The organism is Pseudarthrobacter sp. HLT1-3 (genome assembly GCF_059383535.1).
Map to the genome: position 1 here is coordinate 75074 of NZ_JBWZCJ010000007.1, position 16802 is coordinate 91875.

General features: G+C 66.8%; 12 protein-coding genes and 2 tRNA genes. 5 read left to right on the forward strand and 9 right to left on the reverse strand.

The window, feature by feature from the left end:
• Positions 1–83: 83 nt before the first annotated feature.
• From AC50X9_RS08190 to AC50X9_RS08210, 5 genes are all read right to left on the reverse strand, one after another.
• A complete protein-coding gene (locus AC50X9_RS08190; protein WP_494892258.1) occupies positions 84–617 on the reverse strand; it encodes a gluconokinase in 534 nt (177 codons plus the stop codon).
• A 74-nt stretch (positions 618–691) separates the two neighbouring features.
• Positions 692–1471, reverse strand: coding sequence for a PIG-L deacetylase family protein (locus AC50X9_RS08195; protein WP_494892260.1), 780 nt, complete (start codon positions 1469–1471; stop codon positions 692–694).
• A 4-nt stretch (positions 1472–1475) separates the two neighbouring features.
• The gene (locus AC50X9_RS08200) at positions 1476–2429 is read right to left on the reverse strand and encodes an electron transfer flavoprotein subunit alpha/FixB family protein (RefSeq protein ID WP_494892262.1); all 954 of its coding nucleotides are present in this window, start codon (positions 2427–2429) and stop codon (positions 1476–1478) included.
• A gap of 14 nt (positions 2430–2443) precedes the next feature.
• Entirely contained in the window at positions 2444–3244 is an 801-nt protein-coding gene (locus AC50X9_RS08205; protein WP_494892484.1) for an electron transfer flavoprotein subunit beta/FixA family protein, read from the reverse strand.
• 290 nt (positions 3245–3534) lie between these two features.
• Complete coding sequence (locus tag AC50X9_RS08210) at positions 3535–5127, reverse strand: S1C family serine protease (RefSeq protein ID WP_494892264.1); 1593 nt, start codon at positions 5125–5127, stop codon at positions 3535–3537.
• A 306-nt stretch (positions 5128–5433) separates the two neighbouring features.
• On the opposite strand from AC50X9_RS08210, the gene AC50X9_RS08215 reads away from it, so the two are divergent.
• The 5 genes from AC50X9_RS08215 to AC50X9_RS08235 all read left to right on the forward strand — a co-directional run bounded on the left by AC50X9_RS08215 (position 5434) and on the right by AC50X9_RS08235 (position 11797).
• A complete protein-coding gene (locus AC50X9_RS08215; protein WP_494892266.1) occupies positions 5434–7482 on the forward strand; it encodes a TPM domain-containing protein in 2049 nt (682 codons plus the stop codon).
• A 134-nt stretch (positions 7483–7616) separates the two neighbouring features.
• A complete protein-coding gene (locus AC50X9_RS08220) occupies positions 7617–8402 on the forward strand; it encodes a PspA/IM30 family protein (protein WP_494892272.1) in 786 nt (261 codons plus the stop codon).
• Positions 8403–8524: 122 nt separating this feature from the next.
• Positions 8525–9964, forward strand: a complete 1440-nt coding sequence (locus AC50X9_RS08225) for a cryptochrome/photolyase family protein (protein ID WP_494892277.1) — start codon at positions 8525–8527, stop codon at positions 9962–9964.
• Between the two features lie 61 nt (positions 9965–10025).
• Entirely contained in the window at positions 10026–11267 is a 1242-nt protein-coding gene (locus AC50X9_RS08230) for an NAD(P)/FAD-dependent oxidoreductase (protein ID WP_494892279.1), read from the forward strand.
• Between the two features lie 182 nt (positions 11268–11449).
• A complete protein-coding gene (locus AC50X9_RS08235) occupies positions 11450–11797 on the forward strand; it encodes a hypothetical protein (protein WP_494892281.1) in 348 nt (115 codons plus the stop codon).
• A gap of 69 nt (positions 11798–11866) precedes the next feature.
• Here the strand turns inward: AC50X9_RS08235 and AC50X9_RS08240 are convergent.
• The 4 genes from AC50X9_RS08240 to AC50X9_RS08255 form a co-directional block, all read right to left on the reverse strand.
• Positions 11867–11940, reverse strand: a tRNA-Met gene (locus tag AC50X9_RS08240).
• Between the two features lie 165 nt (positions 11941–12105).
• Positions 12106–12179 (reverse strand) — tRNA-Met (locus AC50X9_RS08245).
• 192 nt (positions 12180–12371) lie between these two features.
• Positions 12372–15392, reverse strand: coding sequence for a UPF0182 family membrane protein (locus AC50X9_RS08250; protein ID WP_494892283.1), 3021 nt, complete (start codon positions 15390–15392; stop codon positions 12372–12374).
• A gap of 172 nt (positions 15393–15564) precedes the next feature.
• On the reverse strand, positions 15565–16713 hold the full coding sequence (locus AC50X9_RS08255) for a YlbL family protein (protein ID WP_494892285.1): 1149 nt from the start codon (positions 16711–16713) through the stop codon (positions 15565–15567).
• Positions 16714–16802: the final 89 nt, after the last annotated feature.

Genomic DNA, 16802 nt, shown 5'->3' on the forward strand with positions numbered 1-16802 from the left:
CTGCATCCTCCAAGGGTTCAGTGCCGGCGCGGCTCGTGTTTAAGGAGGCTTGTCCCGGAACTACGGACCAAGAAACTGGCTGGCTACGGCCGGCCGGCGTTGCCGGGGTCGAGCTGGAGCCGGTCGATGATTTCCTGCGCTTCGTCCGACGGCGCCGAACTGGCACTCAAGGTGATGGCGTTTTCGTCCACCGCGGGGGCTTCGAGGGCCTCGAACTGGGACTCGAGCAGGGCCGGGGGCATAAAATGCCCGTGCCGCAATGCCAGCCGGTCCGAGATCCGGTCCCTGCTGCCGTCGAGGAATACGAACACCACGCCCTCGCCGCGAAGGACATCCCGATATCGCTTCTTCAGCGCCGAGCACGTGATGACGCCCGGCGTGCCGGATTCGGTGTGCGCACGGATCCAGCCCGCGATGCTGTCCAGCCAGGGCCAGCGGTCCTCGTCGGTCAGCGGCTGGCCGGCGTGCATCTTCGCCACATTGGATGCGGGGTGCAGATCATCGCCTTCGGCAAAATCCCAGCCCAGCCGGTCGGCCAGCAGGCCGGCCACGGTGGACTTTCCTGATCCGGAGACGCCCATCACGACGAGAACGGGGTGCTGTGCAGTCTTCGCCATTAAAGTCCGCCTTCCTCAATAAATATGATTTAAACTGAGGTCAGTTTATGGGAAGGGGACGGCCGGGGGCAAGACTAGAAGCCGGCTATGGTCTCCGGACCGTTCACTGAGACGACGTGGAAGGCCTCGGCGCTGCGGCCTGCAGGGAGTCCGCCGCGCTCGGCAGTCCGGAGCATCAATCCGCGGACGGTGCGGTCCATGGCCTCGATGTCGGGGTGTTGGCTGACGTGGACGTGGATTGCGGCCAGTTTGCCCTCGATCTGGTCCGTCACGTCCACGAAATGGTTGTCGCGTTCTTCCGGCCCGGCATAGAGCCACAGCCATGGCAGCCTGTACGCCGCCAGCCCCGCCGCGGCCAGCTCCGGGTATGCAAACGGGTTCTCCAGCGCCGGATAGACCGCCCGCGTCACCGCCTCCCCCACGGCCAAATGGTCGGGATGGCTCTTCTGGATCCGGTTCCAGTTCCGTTCCGGGTGCATCGAGAGCACGACGTCGGGCCGGAGCTGCCGGATCAGGCGCACCACGTCGCGGATCACGCCGTGCGTGGGCTCGAGGTAGCCGTCGCGTTCGTGCAGGTAGTGAATGTCGGTCACCCCGACCAGGCCGGCGGCCCGGCGTTGTTCCTCGTTCCGCAGGCGGACGATCTCGTCCCGCTGCCCCGGGTCGAAGCCGCCGGCGTCACCGTCAGTCATGATGCAGTAGCTGACCTGCACGCCCGCGGAGCTCCACGCCGCGATCGCGCCGGCGGCGCCGAAGTCGATGTCGTCCGGGTGCGCGGCGAAACAAAGCACCCTTTCGATCCGGTGGTGGTCCGGATCGAAGGGGCTGCGCGCCTGCGCGGCGGCGGTGTTCAAAGCGTCAGCCCCGCCGCTTCTTGATTTCCGCGGTGGCCTGCGGCAGGACCTGGAAAAGGTCTCCGACGATGCCGAAGTCGGCGATCTCGAAAATCGGCGACTCCGCATCCTTGTTCACGGCGACGATCACCTTGGCGGTCTGCATCCCGGCTTTCTGCTGGATGGCCCCGGAGATGCCTGCCGAAATGTACAGCTGGGGCGAAACGGTTTTGCCGGTCTGGCCGATCTGCGCGTCGTGGCCGATCCAGCCCGCGTCCGTTGCGGCACGGGAAGCGCCGATGGCCGCACCGAGGGCATCGGCGAGGTCTTCCACCGGTCCGAAGTTCCCGTCGACGCCACGGCCGCCGGCCACAACAATCCGGGCCTCGGCAAGGTCCGGGCGGCCGCTGGCTGCCTTCTCGTTGCGGGCGGTGATTTTGGCCGCGGCCGCGGTGGCGGTCTCCGGCACCTCCACGGTGACCGAGGCCGGGGCGGTGCCGGTGACGGCCGGTTCCGGCGTGATGCTGTTGGCCTTGACAGTCAGGACCGCGACCGGAGTCGTGGCCTTCGCCGTCGTCATATAGGAACCGGCCAGCACGGACTTGTGCGCGGTTCCGTCCTGGTCCACCGCGACGACGTCGGTGATGACGCCGGCTCCGAGCTTGATGCCGAGTCTCGCAGCGATTTCCTTGGCCTCCGCCGAGTTCTCGGTCAGGACCACGGTGGCACCGGCGGTCTGCACCGCGGCGGCCAGGTAGGTGGCCTTGGGGCCGACGAGGTACTCGTCCAGGTCCGCCGCCGAGGGCCGGTAGAGCGTTTGCGCCCCGTAGGCGGCCAGGGTTGCCGCGACGTCGTCGTGCAGCTCGCCGTTGAAGGCGACCGCGGGCTCGCCCAGGGACCGGGCAATGGTGAGCAGCTCCAGACTGGGCTTCTTCAGCGTCTGGCCGGGGTTGTCGATGAATACCAGTACTTTTGCCATGTTCGAGAATCCCCTTAGAGCAGCTTCTGGTTGGCCAGGAACTCAACCAGCTTGATGCCGGCGTCGCCCTCGTCGGTGATGATGGTGCCGGCGGTGCGCGCCGGGCGCAGTTCGGCGGATTCGACGACGGTCCAGGAGCCGGACCGTCCGACCTTCGCCGGGTCGACGCCGATGTCGGCAAGGCTCAGCGTCGTGATGGTCTTCTTTTTGGCCGCCATGATGCCCTTGAAATTCGGGTACCGGGGGTCGTTGATCTGGTCGGTGACCGAGACGAGGGCGGGCAGGGTCGCCTCGACGGTGTCGGAGTGGGCATCGCCGTCGCGGCGGGCCGTGAGCCGGCCGCCGTCGAGTTCGAGGGCGGACGCGAAGGTGAGCTGCGGCAGGCCCAGTCGTTCCGCGAGCTGCGCCGGGACCAGCGAGGTCTCGCCGTCGGTGGAGGCCATGCCGGTGAGGATGAGGTCGGCAGGGGTGTCCGCGCCGAGGTGGCGGATGGCGGCGGCGAGCGCCAGCGAGGTGGCGGCGGCGTCGGAACCGGCCAGCGCGTCGTCGCTGACGTGGACGCCCTCGCTGGCGCCAATCTGCAGGGACTTCTTCACCGCGTTGACAGCACCGGCGGGTCCCATGCTCAGCGCGATGACCTTGTTGCCGGCCGCTTCGCCGCCGCGGGCCTCGATCAGCTGGAGTGCGGCCTCAAGGGCGTACTCGTCCAGTTCGGACAAAATGCTCTCGGAGCGGTCCGTGGTGTGGCCCTCGCCGGTGAGGTGTCGGTCGAACTGCGCGTCTGGGACGTGCTTGACCAGCACGATGATCTTCAAAGTCTCTTCCACTGTATTGACAGCAGCCTTCCATGCGGGTGGACAGCCAGCCGGGTGGGTCGTGGCCACGGAACACCCGGAGTGCCGGGTTTGTTCCTAGCTAACCATATCGGGGAGCGCCACCGCGGCCCGGGTTAAGGGTTGTGTCAGGACTGCACTGTGCGCTGCAGGCGCAGTGCCTGGCTGGCGCAACGCCTGGCGCGGCGCAACGCCTGGCGCGGCGCACGGCGAAGGCCGGGTGGCACCTGACGGTGCTGCCCGGCCTTCGGGTGGGAACGCTGTGCGCTGCCCTACTGCTCGGCGGCTGCGCCGAGGGTCACGTCGAGCTGCTCTTCCTTGCCTCCGCGGAGGACGGTGACTTTGACCGATGCCCCTGCGGGCTGCTCCCGCACGGCGGCGGTGAGCTGGTTCGGATCGCTGATCGTGAGATCCTGGAACCTCGTCACGACGTCGCCGACCCTGACGCCGGCCTTGTCGGCAGCGGAGCCGGGCTCAACCGTGGCGACCTCGGCACCGACGGAGAAACCGGACGCCGAGGAGCTTGCGGTCTTCTGCTTCACACTCACGCCGAACTGACCGTGTGTGGCCTTTCCGGTGCTGATGATCTCCTGGGCGATCCGCTTTGCGTGGTTGATCGGGATGCTGAAGCCAACGCCGATGTTCCCGCTGGCCGAGGTGTCGCCGCCCGCCGAGGCGATCGCGACATTCACGCCGATGATCTCGCCCTTCGTGTTGACCAGTGCACCGCCGGAGTTGCCGGGGTTGATGGCGGCGTCGGTCTGGATCACGTTGATCGAGATGCTGCCCTGGTTGGCGGTGGCCTGGCCCGGGCCGCCGTCCGGCGGTGCGAACTGGAAGCCCTGGTCGCCGCCCTGCGAGTTGTCCGCATTATCCTTGGGAGCTGCCGATGAGGCCACGCTGATGGTGCGGTTGAGGGTCGACACGATGCCGTCAGTCACGGTTCCTGTGAGGCCCAGCGGCGAACCGATCGCGACGGCGGTGTCGCCGACGTTCAGCTTGCTGGAGTCGCCCAGGACTGCCGGGACAAGCCCGGAAGCATTCTGGATCTGCACGATCGCGAGGTCCGACAGCGGATCCGTGCCGACGATCTTGGCGCTGTAGACCTTGCCGTCGCTGAGCCGGACCTCGATCGCGGCGTTCGCCGCTGTGCCGTCGAGGGTGACGACGTGGGTGTTGGTCAGGACGTGGCCCTCACCGTCCAGGATGATGCCGGAGCCGGTGCCGCCCTCGCTGCCGTTCGTGGCCTTGATGGTCACCACGCTGGGAGTGGCTTTCACGGCGGCCGCGGTGATGGCATTCACGTCATCCTTGTTGTTTACGATGACCGGGCCGGCCTGGCTGATGCTCGAGGAACCCGTGGGTGGGACCGCCCGCTCCCCCAATAGCTGGGTGGTCCCGGCGACCACGCCGCCGCCCACCAGTCCGGCGGCGAGGATGCTGGCCACCAGGGTCGGGACGCCGAAGGCAGCCTTGCGTTTTGGGGCGTGGGCAGGATTGGAAGCGTACGGCGAAGCGGGCTGGTTGCCGCCGAAGCCGCTGTGCTGCTGCTGGCCGTAGGGGGCCTGGCCGAACTCGCGGCTCCCTTGCGGGTTCGGCTGGCCGGAAGTGTGGCCCTGCTGAACGTGCTCCTGCGGGGCACCGAACTGCTGCGTCTGCGGCGCCTGGGGACGGCCGTAGGACGGCTGGTGCTGCGGGTAGACCGGCTGCGGGGCCTGGTCCGCTTCCCGGTCCAGCCGGAGGGTCGGATTCTCGTGCGCTGAGTCCGGCGCCGGGGCCGCCTGGGGGCGCTCTGACGTGCCCTCGTTCGGCGTGGCCGGCTCCCTGTTCTCTGGTGACGGACCCTGCGCTGGGTTCTCAGTCATAAGACTTCCTTTCATCCTCGTTTGTATTAACTATGGACGATCTCACTGATACTAGAGCGGACGTTTGCTGGGAGGTTGCTGAACGCCCGACGGCCCTGTTGCCGGAGCTGCTGCGGCGTTAATGCCAAGCGTATGCGCTTTTCGCTGGTGGCATATTCCCCTCGGTAGACGGCCAATTGGGTGCACCATAGAATCAAATTGAATTGCCACAGCGACCTGCGGCTTTACATCTGCGTGGGGGCGCTGCTGCATTCTGTGACGACCGGTTCGGCCCGAACTGGTCGCAGAAGTGCCGAAGGGTTGCACATGCGGTCTACCTATAAACGTCTCCTCGCCGTTCTTGGCGTCGCCGGACTGCTGGCCTTTCCCGCCGCTCCGGCCCTCGCCGAGAGTCCGGTGACACTCGACCCCGTCACGAAAATCGTTGACTCCGCCGGCGTATTGGGCGACCGGAAGGGCGACGTCGAACAGGCCATCAAGAAGCTCGGTACTGATCACGCGATGACGCTCCACGTCGTCTACGTGAAGAGGTTCGAGAACCCGACGGATCGGGTCGCCTGGGCCACTGCAGTGGCGGACAAGGCAAACCTGGGCTCCAACGCCATGCTGCTGTCGGTGGCCACGGATACCCGCCAGTACCAGTTGAGCAAGCCATCCAACAGCAAGATCACCAACGCCCAGCGCGACACCATTGTGAGCAGCGCGGTTGACCCGAACCTCCGCAACGGCGACTACGCCCAGGCGGCCATCGACAGCGCCGCGGCCATCGGCGATGCCGCCGGCGGCGGCAAGGGCACCGTGCCGTCCCAGGGCGGCGCCGGGAATGCCGTGCTTGTGGGCGTGGGTGTCGTCGCGGCGGGCGGCGCGGGCACTTACCTCTACCTCCGCAACCGCCGGAAGAAAGCTGCAGTGGAAGCCGGCGCCGGTGGACCGCAGGGTGCCGAGCTGGATCCGCTGGCCGGGCTCACCGTCGAGGAATTGCGCCGGAAGAGCGGCTCACTCCTGATCGAGGCGGATGACGCCATCAAATCGAGCGAGCAGGAGCTTGGCTTCGCGCAGGCACAATACGGCGACGCCGCCGTCGGAAACTTCACGAAGGCACTGCAGGACGCCAAGGGCCATATGTCCGAGTCCTTCAAACTGCAGCAGCAACTCGATGACCACATCCCCGATACCGAAGAGCAGCAGCGGGCCTGGCTGACGGAGATCATCCGCCGTTCCGAGGCCGCGCTGGCCTCCCTGCAGGAGCAGAAGGCCGACTTCGATTCACTGCGGGAGCTGGAGAAGAATGCCCCGCAGGCCCTGGCCGCGGTCAGCGCCGGCGCGGGTGAGGCGGAAGCCAGGATCGCCAGTGCCGAGGATTCGCTCACCGAGCTGCGCAGCAAATACGCCGAGAGCGCGCTGGTGCAGGTGTCCGACAACATCAGCCAGGCCAAGGAACGGCTGGCGTTCGTGCAGAACGCCTCCGTCACCGCCCAGGACAAGCTCACCGCCGGCGAACGCGGCCTCGCGGCCGTCGCCGTCCGGGCGGCGGAAGAGAGCCTGCACCAGACGAACGTGCTGATCGGTGCCATCACAAAGGTCGCCGGGAACCTGGATGAGGCGCGCACCGGCCTTGAGTCCGCCGTCGTTGACACCTCGCAGGATCTGGCCCAGGCCAGGGCGCTGATCCAGTCGGGGGCCCACCCCGAGCTTGCCGGGCCGGTCGCCGCGGTGGAAGCCGCGCTGGCCCGGGTCAAGGCCGAAATCCAGGGCGGCAAGATCGATCCGATCGCCACCTTGGAGCGGGTCGAGACCGCGCACCAGTCTCTTGACGCGGCCCTGTCCGGCATCCGCGACCAGCAGGAACAGATCCGCCGCGCGCAGTCGTCGCTGCAGCAAAGCATCATGTCCGCGCAGGCGCAGATCAGCGCCACCTCGGACTACATCACGGCCCGCCGCGGCGGCGTGGGCACCGAAGCCCGAACCCGCCTGGCTGAGGCCCAGCGGAACCTGGACTATGCGCTGTCCATCTCCCGCACTGATCCGGTCACTGCCCTGCAGTACGCCCAGCAGGCGCACGGGCTGGCGGCGCAGGCCGCTCAGCTGGCGCAGTCCGACGTCGACCACTTCGGCGGCTACGCCAACCAGGGCTACGGCCGGGGCGGAATGTTCGGCGGCGGCGGAGGAGGCGGCGGCCTTGGCGGCGCCATCCTGGGCGGCATCCTGATTAACTCCATCCTGCACGGCGGCGGGGGCGGTCTGGGTGGCGGCGGCGGCGATTCCGGCGGCGGCTGGGGCGGCGGCGGTTGGGGCGGCGGCGGCGATTCCGGCGGCGGCTGGGGCGGCGACTTCGGCGGCGGCGGCGACTTCTAGACAGGCCCTGGCCACCACACCGGGCACACAGACTAGGCGCCGGCGGGAACGTTCCGGCCGGCGGATAGAAGCGGTACATTTCACTGTTCACCGAAATTCAGTGGGAACCACTGAGCAGGACGAAAGGTAACACCATGAAGCAGTCCATTTTCGGCCGCATGGCGCAACTGGCGAAGGCCAACATCAATTCCCTGCTGGACCAGGCGGAGGACCCGCAGAAGATGCTGGACCAGATGGTCCGGGACTACACCAACAACATCGCCGAAGCCGAGTCGGCCGTGGCGCAGACCATCGGCAACCTGCGGATGCTCCAGGACGATTACAACGAGGACATCAAAAACGCTCAGGACTGGGGCAACAAGGCCCTCGCTGCCTCCCGCAAGGCTGACGAATACCGGGCCAAGGGCGACGTCGGCGACGCCGAAAAGTTCGACAACCTCGCCAAGGTGGCGTTGCAGCGCCAGATGTCCGCGGAAAACGAGGCAAAGTCCGCCGAGCCGAGCATCGCCTCCCAGGCCGAGGTCGTGGACAAGCTCAAGCACGGCCTGGGCCAGATGAAGGGCAAGCTCAACGAGCTCACCAGCAAGCGCAACGAACTGGTGGCCCGTTCCAAGACCGCCGCGGCCCAGACCCAGGTGCACGACGCCATGAAGAGCATCGACTTCATGGATCCCACGTCCGAGGTGGGCCGCTTCGAAGAGAAGATCCGCCGCGAAGAGGCCAAGGTTCGCGGCCAGCAGGAGCTCGCCGCCTCCAGCCTGGACGCACAGTTCAACTCGCTGGAGGACCTCGGCGAGCAGACCGAGATCGAGGCCCGGCTCGCCGCGCTGAAGTCCGGCGTTTCCCCCGCCGCCATCGGTGCCGGTGAACGCCGCACCTCCGGCAGCACCGTCGAGGAAGCAGACTTCGACAAGCTGTAGCCTCTCCCCGGCGTGTTCCGCCGGAATCCTGACGCCGGGCCGACGAGGCCGGGCCCGGACCGTCCACGGACGGTCAGCGGGCCCGGCCTTCGTTGTCCCGGCTCCGCGTGTACCGTGGATCCATGCCTTCCGGAACCCTGTCTTCGACCCTCGTCTGGCTCCGCGATGATCTCCGGCTGGACGACAACCCGGCCTTGAGCGAAGCGGCTTCGCTGGGTCAGCCGCTCACCGTCGTCTATGTCCTGGACGAGGTCTCCCCGGGTGTGCGGCCCCTCGGCGGCGCCGTGAAGTGGTGGCTGCACCACTCACTGACGGACCTTGCCGCCGGGCTGGCGGCCTCGGGATCACGTTTGCTGCTGCGCCGCGGCCCGGCCGCGGACATTATCCGCGACCTCGCCCTCGAAACCGGGGCCTCGGCGCTGCTGTGGAACCGCCGCTACGGCGGACCCGAACGCGGCGTGGACGCCGGCATCAAGGACTGGGCCGCGGAACGCGGTCTCACCGCCACCAGCTTCCAGGCGAACCTGATGTTCGAGCCGTGGACGGTGCGGACCGGGGCGGGCGGCCCGTACAAGGTCTTCACGCCTTTCTGGCGGGCCTGCCTCGACGGTAACGAGCCCCGGCACCCGCTGGACGCCCCGGAGCGCCTCCCGGCCCCCGCCTTGGACGCGGCGGGCACGCTCCCGGCCGGGGACACCCTCGACAGCTGGGAGCTACTCCCCGGCAAACCGGACTGGAGCGCCGGCCTCGCCGCCGCCTGGCAACCCGGCGAAACCGGGGCCCACCAGCGCCTTGAGGACTTCCTCGACGGCCCCGCAGCGGACTACGGCACCGGCCGGGACATCCCGGGCACCGAGGGGACCAGCCGGCTCTCCGCACACCTGCGGTTCGGCGAAATCAGCCCGTTCCGGGTCTGGCACGCGTTGCGCGAACGCTTTCCGCACAACGCCCCGGCCGACGTCGGGATCTTCCGTTCCGAACTCGGCTGGCGGGAGTTCTGCTGGCAGCTGCTTTACGAAAACCCGGAACTGGCCACGCGGAACTACCGGCCAGAGTTCGACCGCTTCGCCTGGCAGACACCCTCCGACGCCGAACTCGAGGCCTGGCAGCAGGGCCGCACCGGCTATCCGCTCGTCGATGCCGGAATGCGCCAGCTGTGGCAGACCGGCTGGATGCACAACCGCGTCCGGATGGCTGCCGCGAGTTTCCTGGTAAAAAACCTGCTGGCCGACTGGAGGCTCGGCGAGGCCTGGTTCTGGGACACCCTGGTGGACGCCGACGCCGCGAGCAACCCGGCGAACTGGCAGTGGGTGGCAGGATCCGGCGCCGACGCCTCGCCGTATTTCCGGATCTTCAACCCCGTCACCCAGAGCAAAAAGTTCGACGCCGGCGCCCGCTATCTCCGTGAATACCTCCCGGAGCTCGCCGGGCTGGACGACAAAGCGATCCACGAACCGTGGAAAGCTGGCGGCCCGTCCGCCGGCTACCCGGACCCGATCGTCGGGCTGCCGGAGTCCCGCGCACGGGCGCTGGAGACCTACCAGCGGCTCAAGGACGGCTAGGCCGGTGTCCGGTGCCGCCCCACCCCTGTTGCACCAACTTCAGGTGGGGTAGGTTGCTCGGATGGAGGACAAATATCAGGTCATCGTGGTCGGGGCCGGGTTCGCCGGCATGACGGCTGCCAAGGAACTCGGCCGCAAGGGCGTCCAGGTGCTGCTCATCGATTCCAACAACTACCACCAGTTCCAGCCGCTCCTTTACCAGGTCGCGACGTCGCAGATCGGGGTATCGGCCATTGCCAGGCCCCTTCGGTCCGTTTTCCGCCGCCTCAAGAAGGTGAGAGTGCTCACTGCGGAGGTGGCCTCCGTCGATGCGGCCAGCCGCACCGTCACGACGGTCGAGGGCGAAACGTTCACGGCGCAGATCCTCGTCCTGGCGGCAGGCGCCGTGCCGAACTTCTTCAATACGCCGGGCGCGGAGGAACATGCTTTCCCGCTGTATTCGGTCACCGACGCCACGCGGCTGGGTGCCCGGCTGACCCAGCTGCTGGACCAGGCCGATCGGGAGTCCGGCGGCTCCGTGGACGTGGTCGTCATCGGCGGCGGCCCGACAGGAGTGGAGACCGCCGGCGCCATGGCGGAAAACGTCAAGTTCGTGGTGCCCAAGTTCTTTTCGCCGGAGCTCGCGGCGCGGTGCCGCGTCCACTTGGTGGACATGGTCCCGGTCGTCCTGAATGCGTTTTCGGCAAAGTCGCAGGAATACACCAGGAAACGCCTGACCAAGATCGGGGTCCGGCTGCACCTGGGATCCGGTGTTACGGAGGTCCGCGCTGACGGCGTGACCCTTGCCGACGGGACCGCCATTCCCAGCCGGGTCGTGGTGTGGGCCGGAGGACTGAAAGCCGGAGAGATGATTGCCGGTTCCGGCCTGACCCAGGGCCGGGGAGGGCGCATCGATGTCCGTCCGGACCTGACCGCACCGGATCACGGGGGCATCTACGTCCTCGGCGACGCGGCCAACATGACCGATTCGACGGGGGCCAAACTGCCGCAACTGGGCTCCGTCGCGCAGCAGGCCGGCAAGTGGGCGGCCCACAACATCTACGCCGACCTCACCGGCGGTAACCGGCGGCCCTTCGAATACGTCGACAAGGGCTACATGGCGATGATCGGCCGGGGCGCCGCGGTTGCGGAGATCGGGCGCAAGCGCATCCAGCTGCAGGGGCCGCTGGCTTTCGTGTCCTGGCTCCTGGTGCACCTCGCCCTCCTGTCCGGATTCCAGCAGAAGGTCCGCGCACTGTTTTCCTGGTTGAACGGCTATATCGTCCACAGTCCCGCTCAGGTGGTCGTCGGCCGGCCTGAGTGACACAGCGGCCGCTTGCGTTCGTGGAACGAACCGATAGGGCCGGGTTGCGGACCCCGGCCGTGGAAGCCCTGGGCTATTGTTCGTCATTGACCGCTCCCCTACGCTGATCTGGTCAGGCTCAAGGTTGGCACGGCAGCGCGGTCAGACACCATTATCGACGCGCTTTCGAGAAGGAGGAAGCCATGCAGGACGAGCATGTTGACCGCAACCTCAAGGGGATGGATGATCTCGACTTCGACGGTTGGAACAAGGCCGACTGGGACGGTGTCTTTGCCCATCATCACACTGATGACGTTCTTGTGGACTGGAAGGGACAGGAACCGACGCGCGGGGTCGAGGAGCACATTGCCTCGATGAAGGCCTACGTCGATTCTGTCGGAGGCACTCCGCCCCCGATCACGCCCCACCCGATCGCGTTCGGATCCGGTGACTGGACCTGCGTCATCGGCGAGTTTGAGGATGGCAGCCGCATGGTCACGGTCGCGAAGTGGCGCGACGGAGCGATCGCCGAAGAGTACATCTGGGCTTAAGACCCGCCCTGATCCAAAGCAAAAGAAAGGCCCGGATCATCAAATCCGGGCCTTTCTTTTCTTCTTCAGTTGCGGGGACAGGATTTGAACCTGTGACCTCTGGGTTATGAGCCCAGCGAGCTACCGAACTGCTCCACCCCGCGTCGCTTGATCAACACTACCCTACTTTCGGGACCGTCCGAACCACCGTCGTCCCGACCGCGGTCCCAACACGCATCGCCGGCCCGAGTTCTTCCGCCGGATGAAGTCACCGGCTTAAAGCAGAAGGTCCGGACCACTGCTTCCAGTGTTCCGGACCTTCTCTTCAGTTGCGGGGACAGGATTTGAACCTGTGACCTCTGGGTTATGAGCCCAGCGAGCTACCGAACTGCTCCACCCCGCGTCGCAAGATCAACTCTACCTGCCGGTGAACTTGGGGCCAAATCGAGGGGGCGTGATGTGGGTCTCCCGGCGCCGCCGGGCGCGCACACAGCCGGCTGCGGGATCCACGGGAAAGGCCGGGCACGCGCTCCAGTGAGCGGCGTACCCGGCCTTCGGCCGTGCATCTGTTAGACCCGCAGGGACAGGCCGGGCGTCAACTGCTCGGCGTGGGCGCCGGGGTTGCCGCCGGGGTGGTGGCCCCCGGCGCCGGCGTCGTGGCCCCGGGCGTCGGGGTGTCCGACGATGCCGGTGTCGCGGCGATCCTGGCTTCCGCATCGATCGCACGCTGCAGGGCCGCGGAGAGCTTCTTCTGCTGCTCGCCGTACGCGGCGAAGTCGCCCTTCGCGAGGGCCTCCTGGCCGGCCTTGATAGCAGCGTTGGCTTCCTCCAGGGCCGCCTTCAGCTCTGCCTTCGCGTCGGTGCCGCCCGGAGCGGCCGGCGTGCCCGGTGTTGCCGGCGTCTGGCCGTTGTTGGCGGAGTCGCCGGCACTGGCTCCCGACTCACCACCGAACAGCTGGTTCAGGGCCTCGTCCAGGGTCGGTGCGAATCCGATCTTATCGCCGAACGCCACGAGGACCCGCTGCAGTGTGGGGTAGGACGTCTCACCGGTGGACCGGAGGTAGACGGGCTGCACGTAGACCATGCCCCCACCGACCGGAAGCGTCAGCAGGTTGCCGTTGAGGACCGCCGAAGCACCCTGGCGCAGCAGGTTCAGCGCCTGCGACACAGTGGGGTCAGAGTTGAACTTGTTCTGCGCCTGGCCGGGGCCGGGGACGTTGGCTTCCGGCGGGATCTGCAGGAGTCTGAGCTGGCCGTAGCTCTCGGCCTTCACGCCCTTCTCGTTTCCCGCATCGGAGTCCGCGGCCAGGAAGCCGTACAGCACGTTGCGGGCGTTTCCGTTGACTACCTGCGGAATAAAGGAAGACGTCAGCTGGAAGGCCGGCTTGTCCTGGTCGGGCATCTTCAGCGACATGTAGTACGGCGGCTGCTTGACGTCGTCCTGGACGGTCGGGTCGTTCGGGACGCTCCAGGCGTCATTGTTGGTGTAGAAGTTGTCCGCCTGGGTGACGTGGTACCGGCCCAGGAGTTCCCGCTGGACCTTGAACAGGTCTTCCGGGTAGCGCACGTGGCTCATGACCGCCCCGGACATCTCCGAGAACGGCTTCAGCGAAGACGGGAAGATGTTCTGCCAGGCCTTCAGTATCGGGTCCTGGTCGTCCCACGCGTAGAGCGTCACCTTCCCGTCGTAGGCATCCACGGTGGCTTTGACCGAGTTCCGGATGTAGTTGACGGAGGTGTTCGGCAGGGTGGCCGTCCGCCCTGCGGTGGTCTGCGAGTCTGCCGTGGCCTCGGAGAGCTGCTCCTGCTGGGAGTAGGGGTAGTACTGGCTGGTGGTGTAGCCGTCCACGATCCACTTCACCCGACCGTCGACGACGGCGGGGTACGCGTTGCCGTCCACGGTAAGGTACGGGGCAACCTTTTCGACGCGTTCCCGGGGATTGCGGTCGTAGAGGACCTGGGATTCGGGGTTTACACCGTCAGAGAGCAGCAGGTCCGAGGACTGGAACTTGATGGCGTAGAGGACCTTGTTGAAGAAGCTGCCCACGTTCGGGCCGCCGTCGCCGGTGAAGGTGTACTGCGTTTCGCCGTCGCCTTCCTTGGCGGCGGGCCGGTCCTGCTCACGGTTGACCGCGCCCTCAGGGGCTCCGACGATCGAGTAGTCCGGCGAGTTCTCGCCGAAGTAGACCCGTGGCTGGTAAGTCGAATCATTGCCGAGCACGCCGGTGGACGGGATTCCGGACTGCAGGAAATCGGGTTTGCCGTCGACGGTGAACTTGTTGCCCTTAGCGGCGACGACGCCGTAGCCGTGGGTGTAGACGACGTGGCGGTTCAGCCAGGACTGTTGGTTGGCGCTCAGCCCGTCCGGGTTGAGCTCGCGGACGGCGATGACAGTGTCCTGGATCTTGCCGTCAATCTCGTAGCGGTCCACGTTCAAAGCGCTGGGGAACTGGTAGTACGGCCGGTACTGCTCGAGCTGGGAAAACGCGTCCGAGATCAGGTTCGGATCCAGCAGCCGGATGTTGGCGGTGGTCTGCGCATCGGGAGCCAGGGCGCCGGTGGTGGCGTTCGTTGTGGCGTTGTACCGGGTCTCCTGGATTTTATCCAGACCGTACGCCGAGCGGGTCATGGCGATGTTTCGCTCGATGTACTTCTTCTCCAGTGTCTGCTCGGAAGGACGGACCTGGAACTGCTGGATCACCCAGGGGTAGACGCCGCCCGCCAGGATCGAGGTGATGACCAGCATGGCGGTCCCGATGACAGGCAGCCGCCACTTGCCGATCACGGCAGCGACAATGAACAGCACCGCGACAAGGGCCGCAGCCACGGCCAGGATGGATTTGGTGGGGATGACGGCGTTGACGTCCGTGTACAGCGCACCGGCCCAGCGGCCGCCGCTGTTCTGCACGGAGGAGTAGCGGTCCAGCCAGAAGTTGACGGCCAGCAGCAACAGGAAAGCGGCACCGGACACGGCGAGATGAATCTGCGCTGCGCGGCTGGTGAAGATGCCGCGCTCCATGATCCGGATGCTGCCGTACAGGTAATGGGTCAGGATGCCCGCGATGCCGGCGACGATGACGACGCTGATCAGGAATCCGGTAACGAAGCCCAGGAACGGCAGGGTCATCAGGTAGAAGCTGATGTCCAGATTGAACTGCGGATCTTGCTGGCCGAAGGATTCCTGGTTGAGGAACAGGAGTACCTTCTGCCACTGGCTGGCCGCGGCGCTTCCGGCGAACAGCCCGAAGAGGATGGGCAGGCCGATCATGACGACGCGGCGGACCGGTTCCAGCTGGACCTGGTAGCGGTTAAGGTTGTCCCGGATGTCCGAGTCCGGCGCGTAGACCGGGCGGGCGTGGTAGGCGATCCTGATGGCGAAGAAGACGGCCGTAAACATCAGCGCAAAGCCGATCAGGAAGATGGCGATCCGTGCCAGGTTCTCGGTCAGGAAGACTTCGAAGAAGCCCAGCTGCTGGTACCAGAGGACGTCCGTCCAGACATTTGCGAAGAAGATGAAGCCGACCACGATCAAGGCGACAACAATCAACGTCGGCGTCAGTGCGCCTCGTCGTTGCTGGGGTCTTCCGGGCGGGACTGGGCTGGCTGGACGGGACAAACTCGGTACCTCATAGCTGGTCGACAGTAACTGGTTTTTAGTTGTCAGTGCGGCGCTTCCTGGCCGGAACTCGAAGTTGCTGCCGTGAAGCGACTCTCGGCCTCACCCCAGCTGGGCGGCGAAGCCGTCATAGGTGCCACGAGTGGCGGCGGATCTTAGTTCCGCGGCCAGTCTAGTGGCTGGAGCAAGCCGGAAGGCCCGATGTGTCGGCCCCTGACGCGGCCAGTTCCACGGCCTGCCGTGCATCGGCCAGCTTCTCGACCCGAACCACCTGCAATCCGTCCGGAATATGCCCGACGACGTCGTCGCAGTTGGCGGCCGGGGCGAGGAACAGCGTGGCGCCGCCGGCCCGGGCGCCGTGCATCTTTTGGCTGATGCCGCCGATCGGGCCCACGGCGCCGTCCGGGGTGATGGTCCCGGTTCCGGCGACGTGCTCACCGCCCGTGAGGTCGCCGGCGGTGACGGTGTCCATGATGCCCAGGGCAAACATCATTCCTGCGCTCGGGCCGCCCACCTGGTCCAGGGAGATCTTGACGTCGAAGGGGAACTTGAACTGGTACTGCAGCAGTACCCCGAGAATGAACCGCCCGGTTTCGGTCTTGGCCGGCGTGATGCTCGTGGCCACGTTGCCGCCGTCGCGGTCGGCAACGACCTCCACCGGGGCGCCCTTGCCGGCCGCCAGTTCGTCCTGGACGACGCCCAGCGCGGTCGCCGGCTTGCCGTTGACCGTCAGGAGCACGTCGTTTTCCTGGAGCTTTCCGGTGGACGCCGAGCCTTCCGGAACACCGGCGATCTGCAACTTCTGCTCGAACGGGATACCCAGGTCCTTGAGGGCAGCGGCCACGGCGTTCTCCTGTGAGGTCGTCATCGCGACCGCGCTCTCCTGCTGGGACTGCTCCTTTGTCACCCCGGTGGGGAAGATCAGTTCCTCGGGGTAGACGGCTTTGGCCCCGTCGAGCCAGGCTGAGAACGCCTCCATGACCGTGACCGGCCCGTTCGGGCCGCCGTCAACGTAGACGGTGGTGAGGTCCAGGCTGCCCTTCGCGGGGAACGTTTCATGGCCGGTGACGCTGATGACCGGTTTGCCGTTGTCAGTGCCCAGCGTGTTGAAGGTGGGACCGGGTGATTCCACGACGTACGGGACCGGCAGGCTCAGGGCGGTGAACCCGAGCGCGAGTGCCAGCAGCCCCGACACGACCATCCCTGATGACCGGTTGTCCCGTTTCCCCCCGGAACGCGGTCCGGCGAGGAGCGCCCGGCGGCCCCGGAGCTGGCCGGCGGCCGGCTCGCTGGCGGGCTGCCCGCCCTGCGTAATCGTCAATGAAGGACCTCTCCGTGCCGGCGCCGGGGACCCTGCGGACCCCCTGATCAGCGCACCGCGTCCGCAGCCTCCGCCGCGGCTGCCGCCTG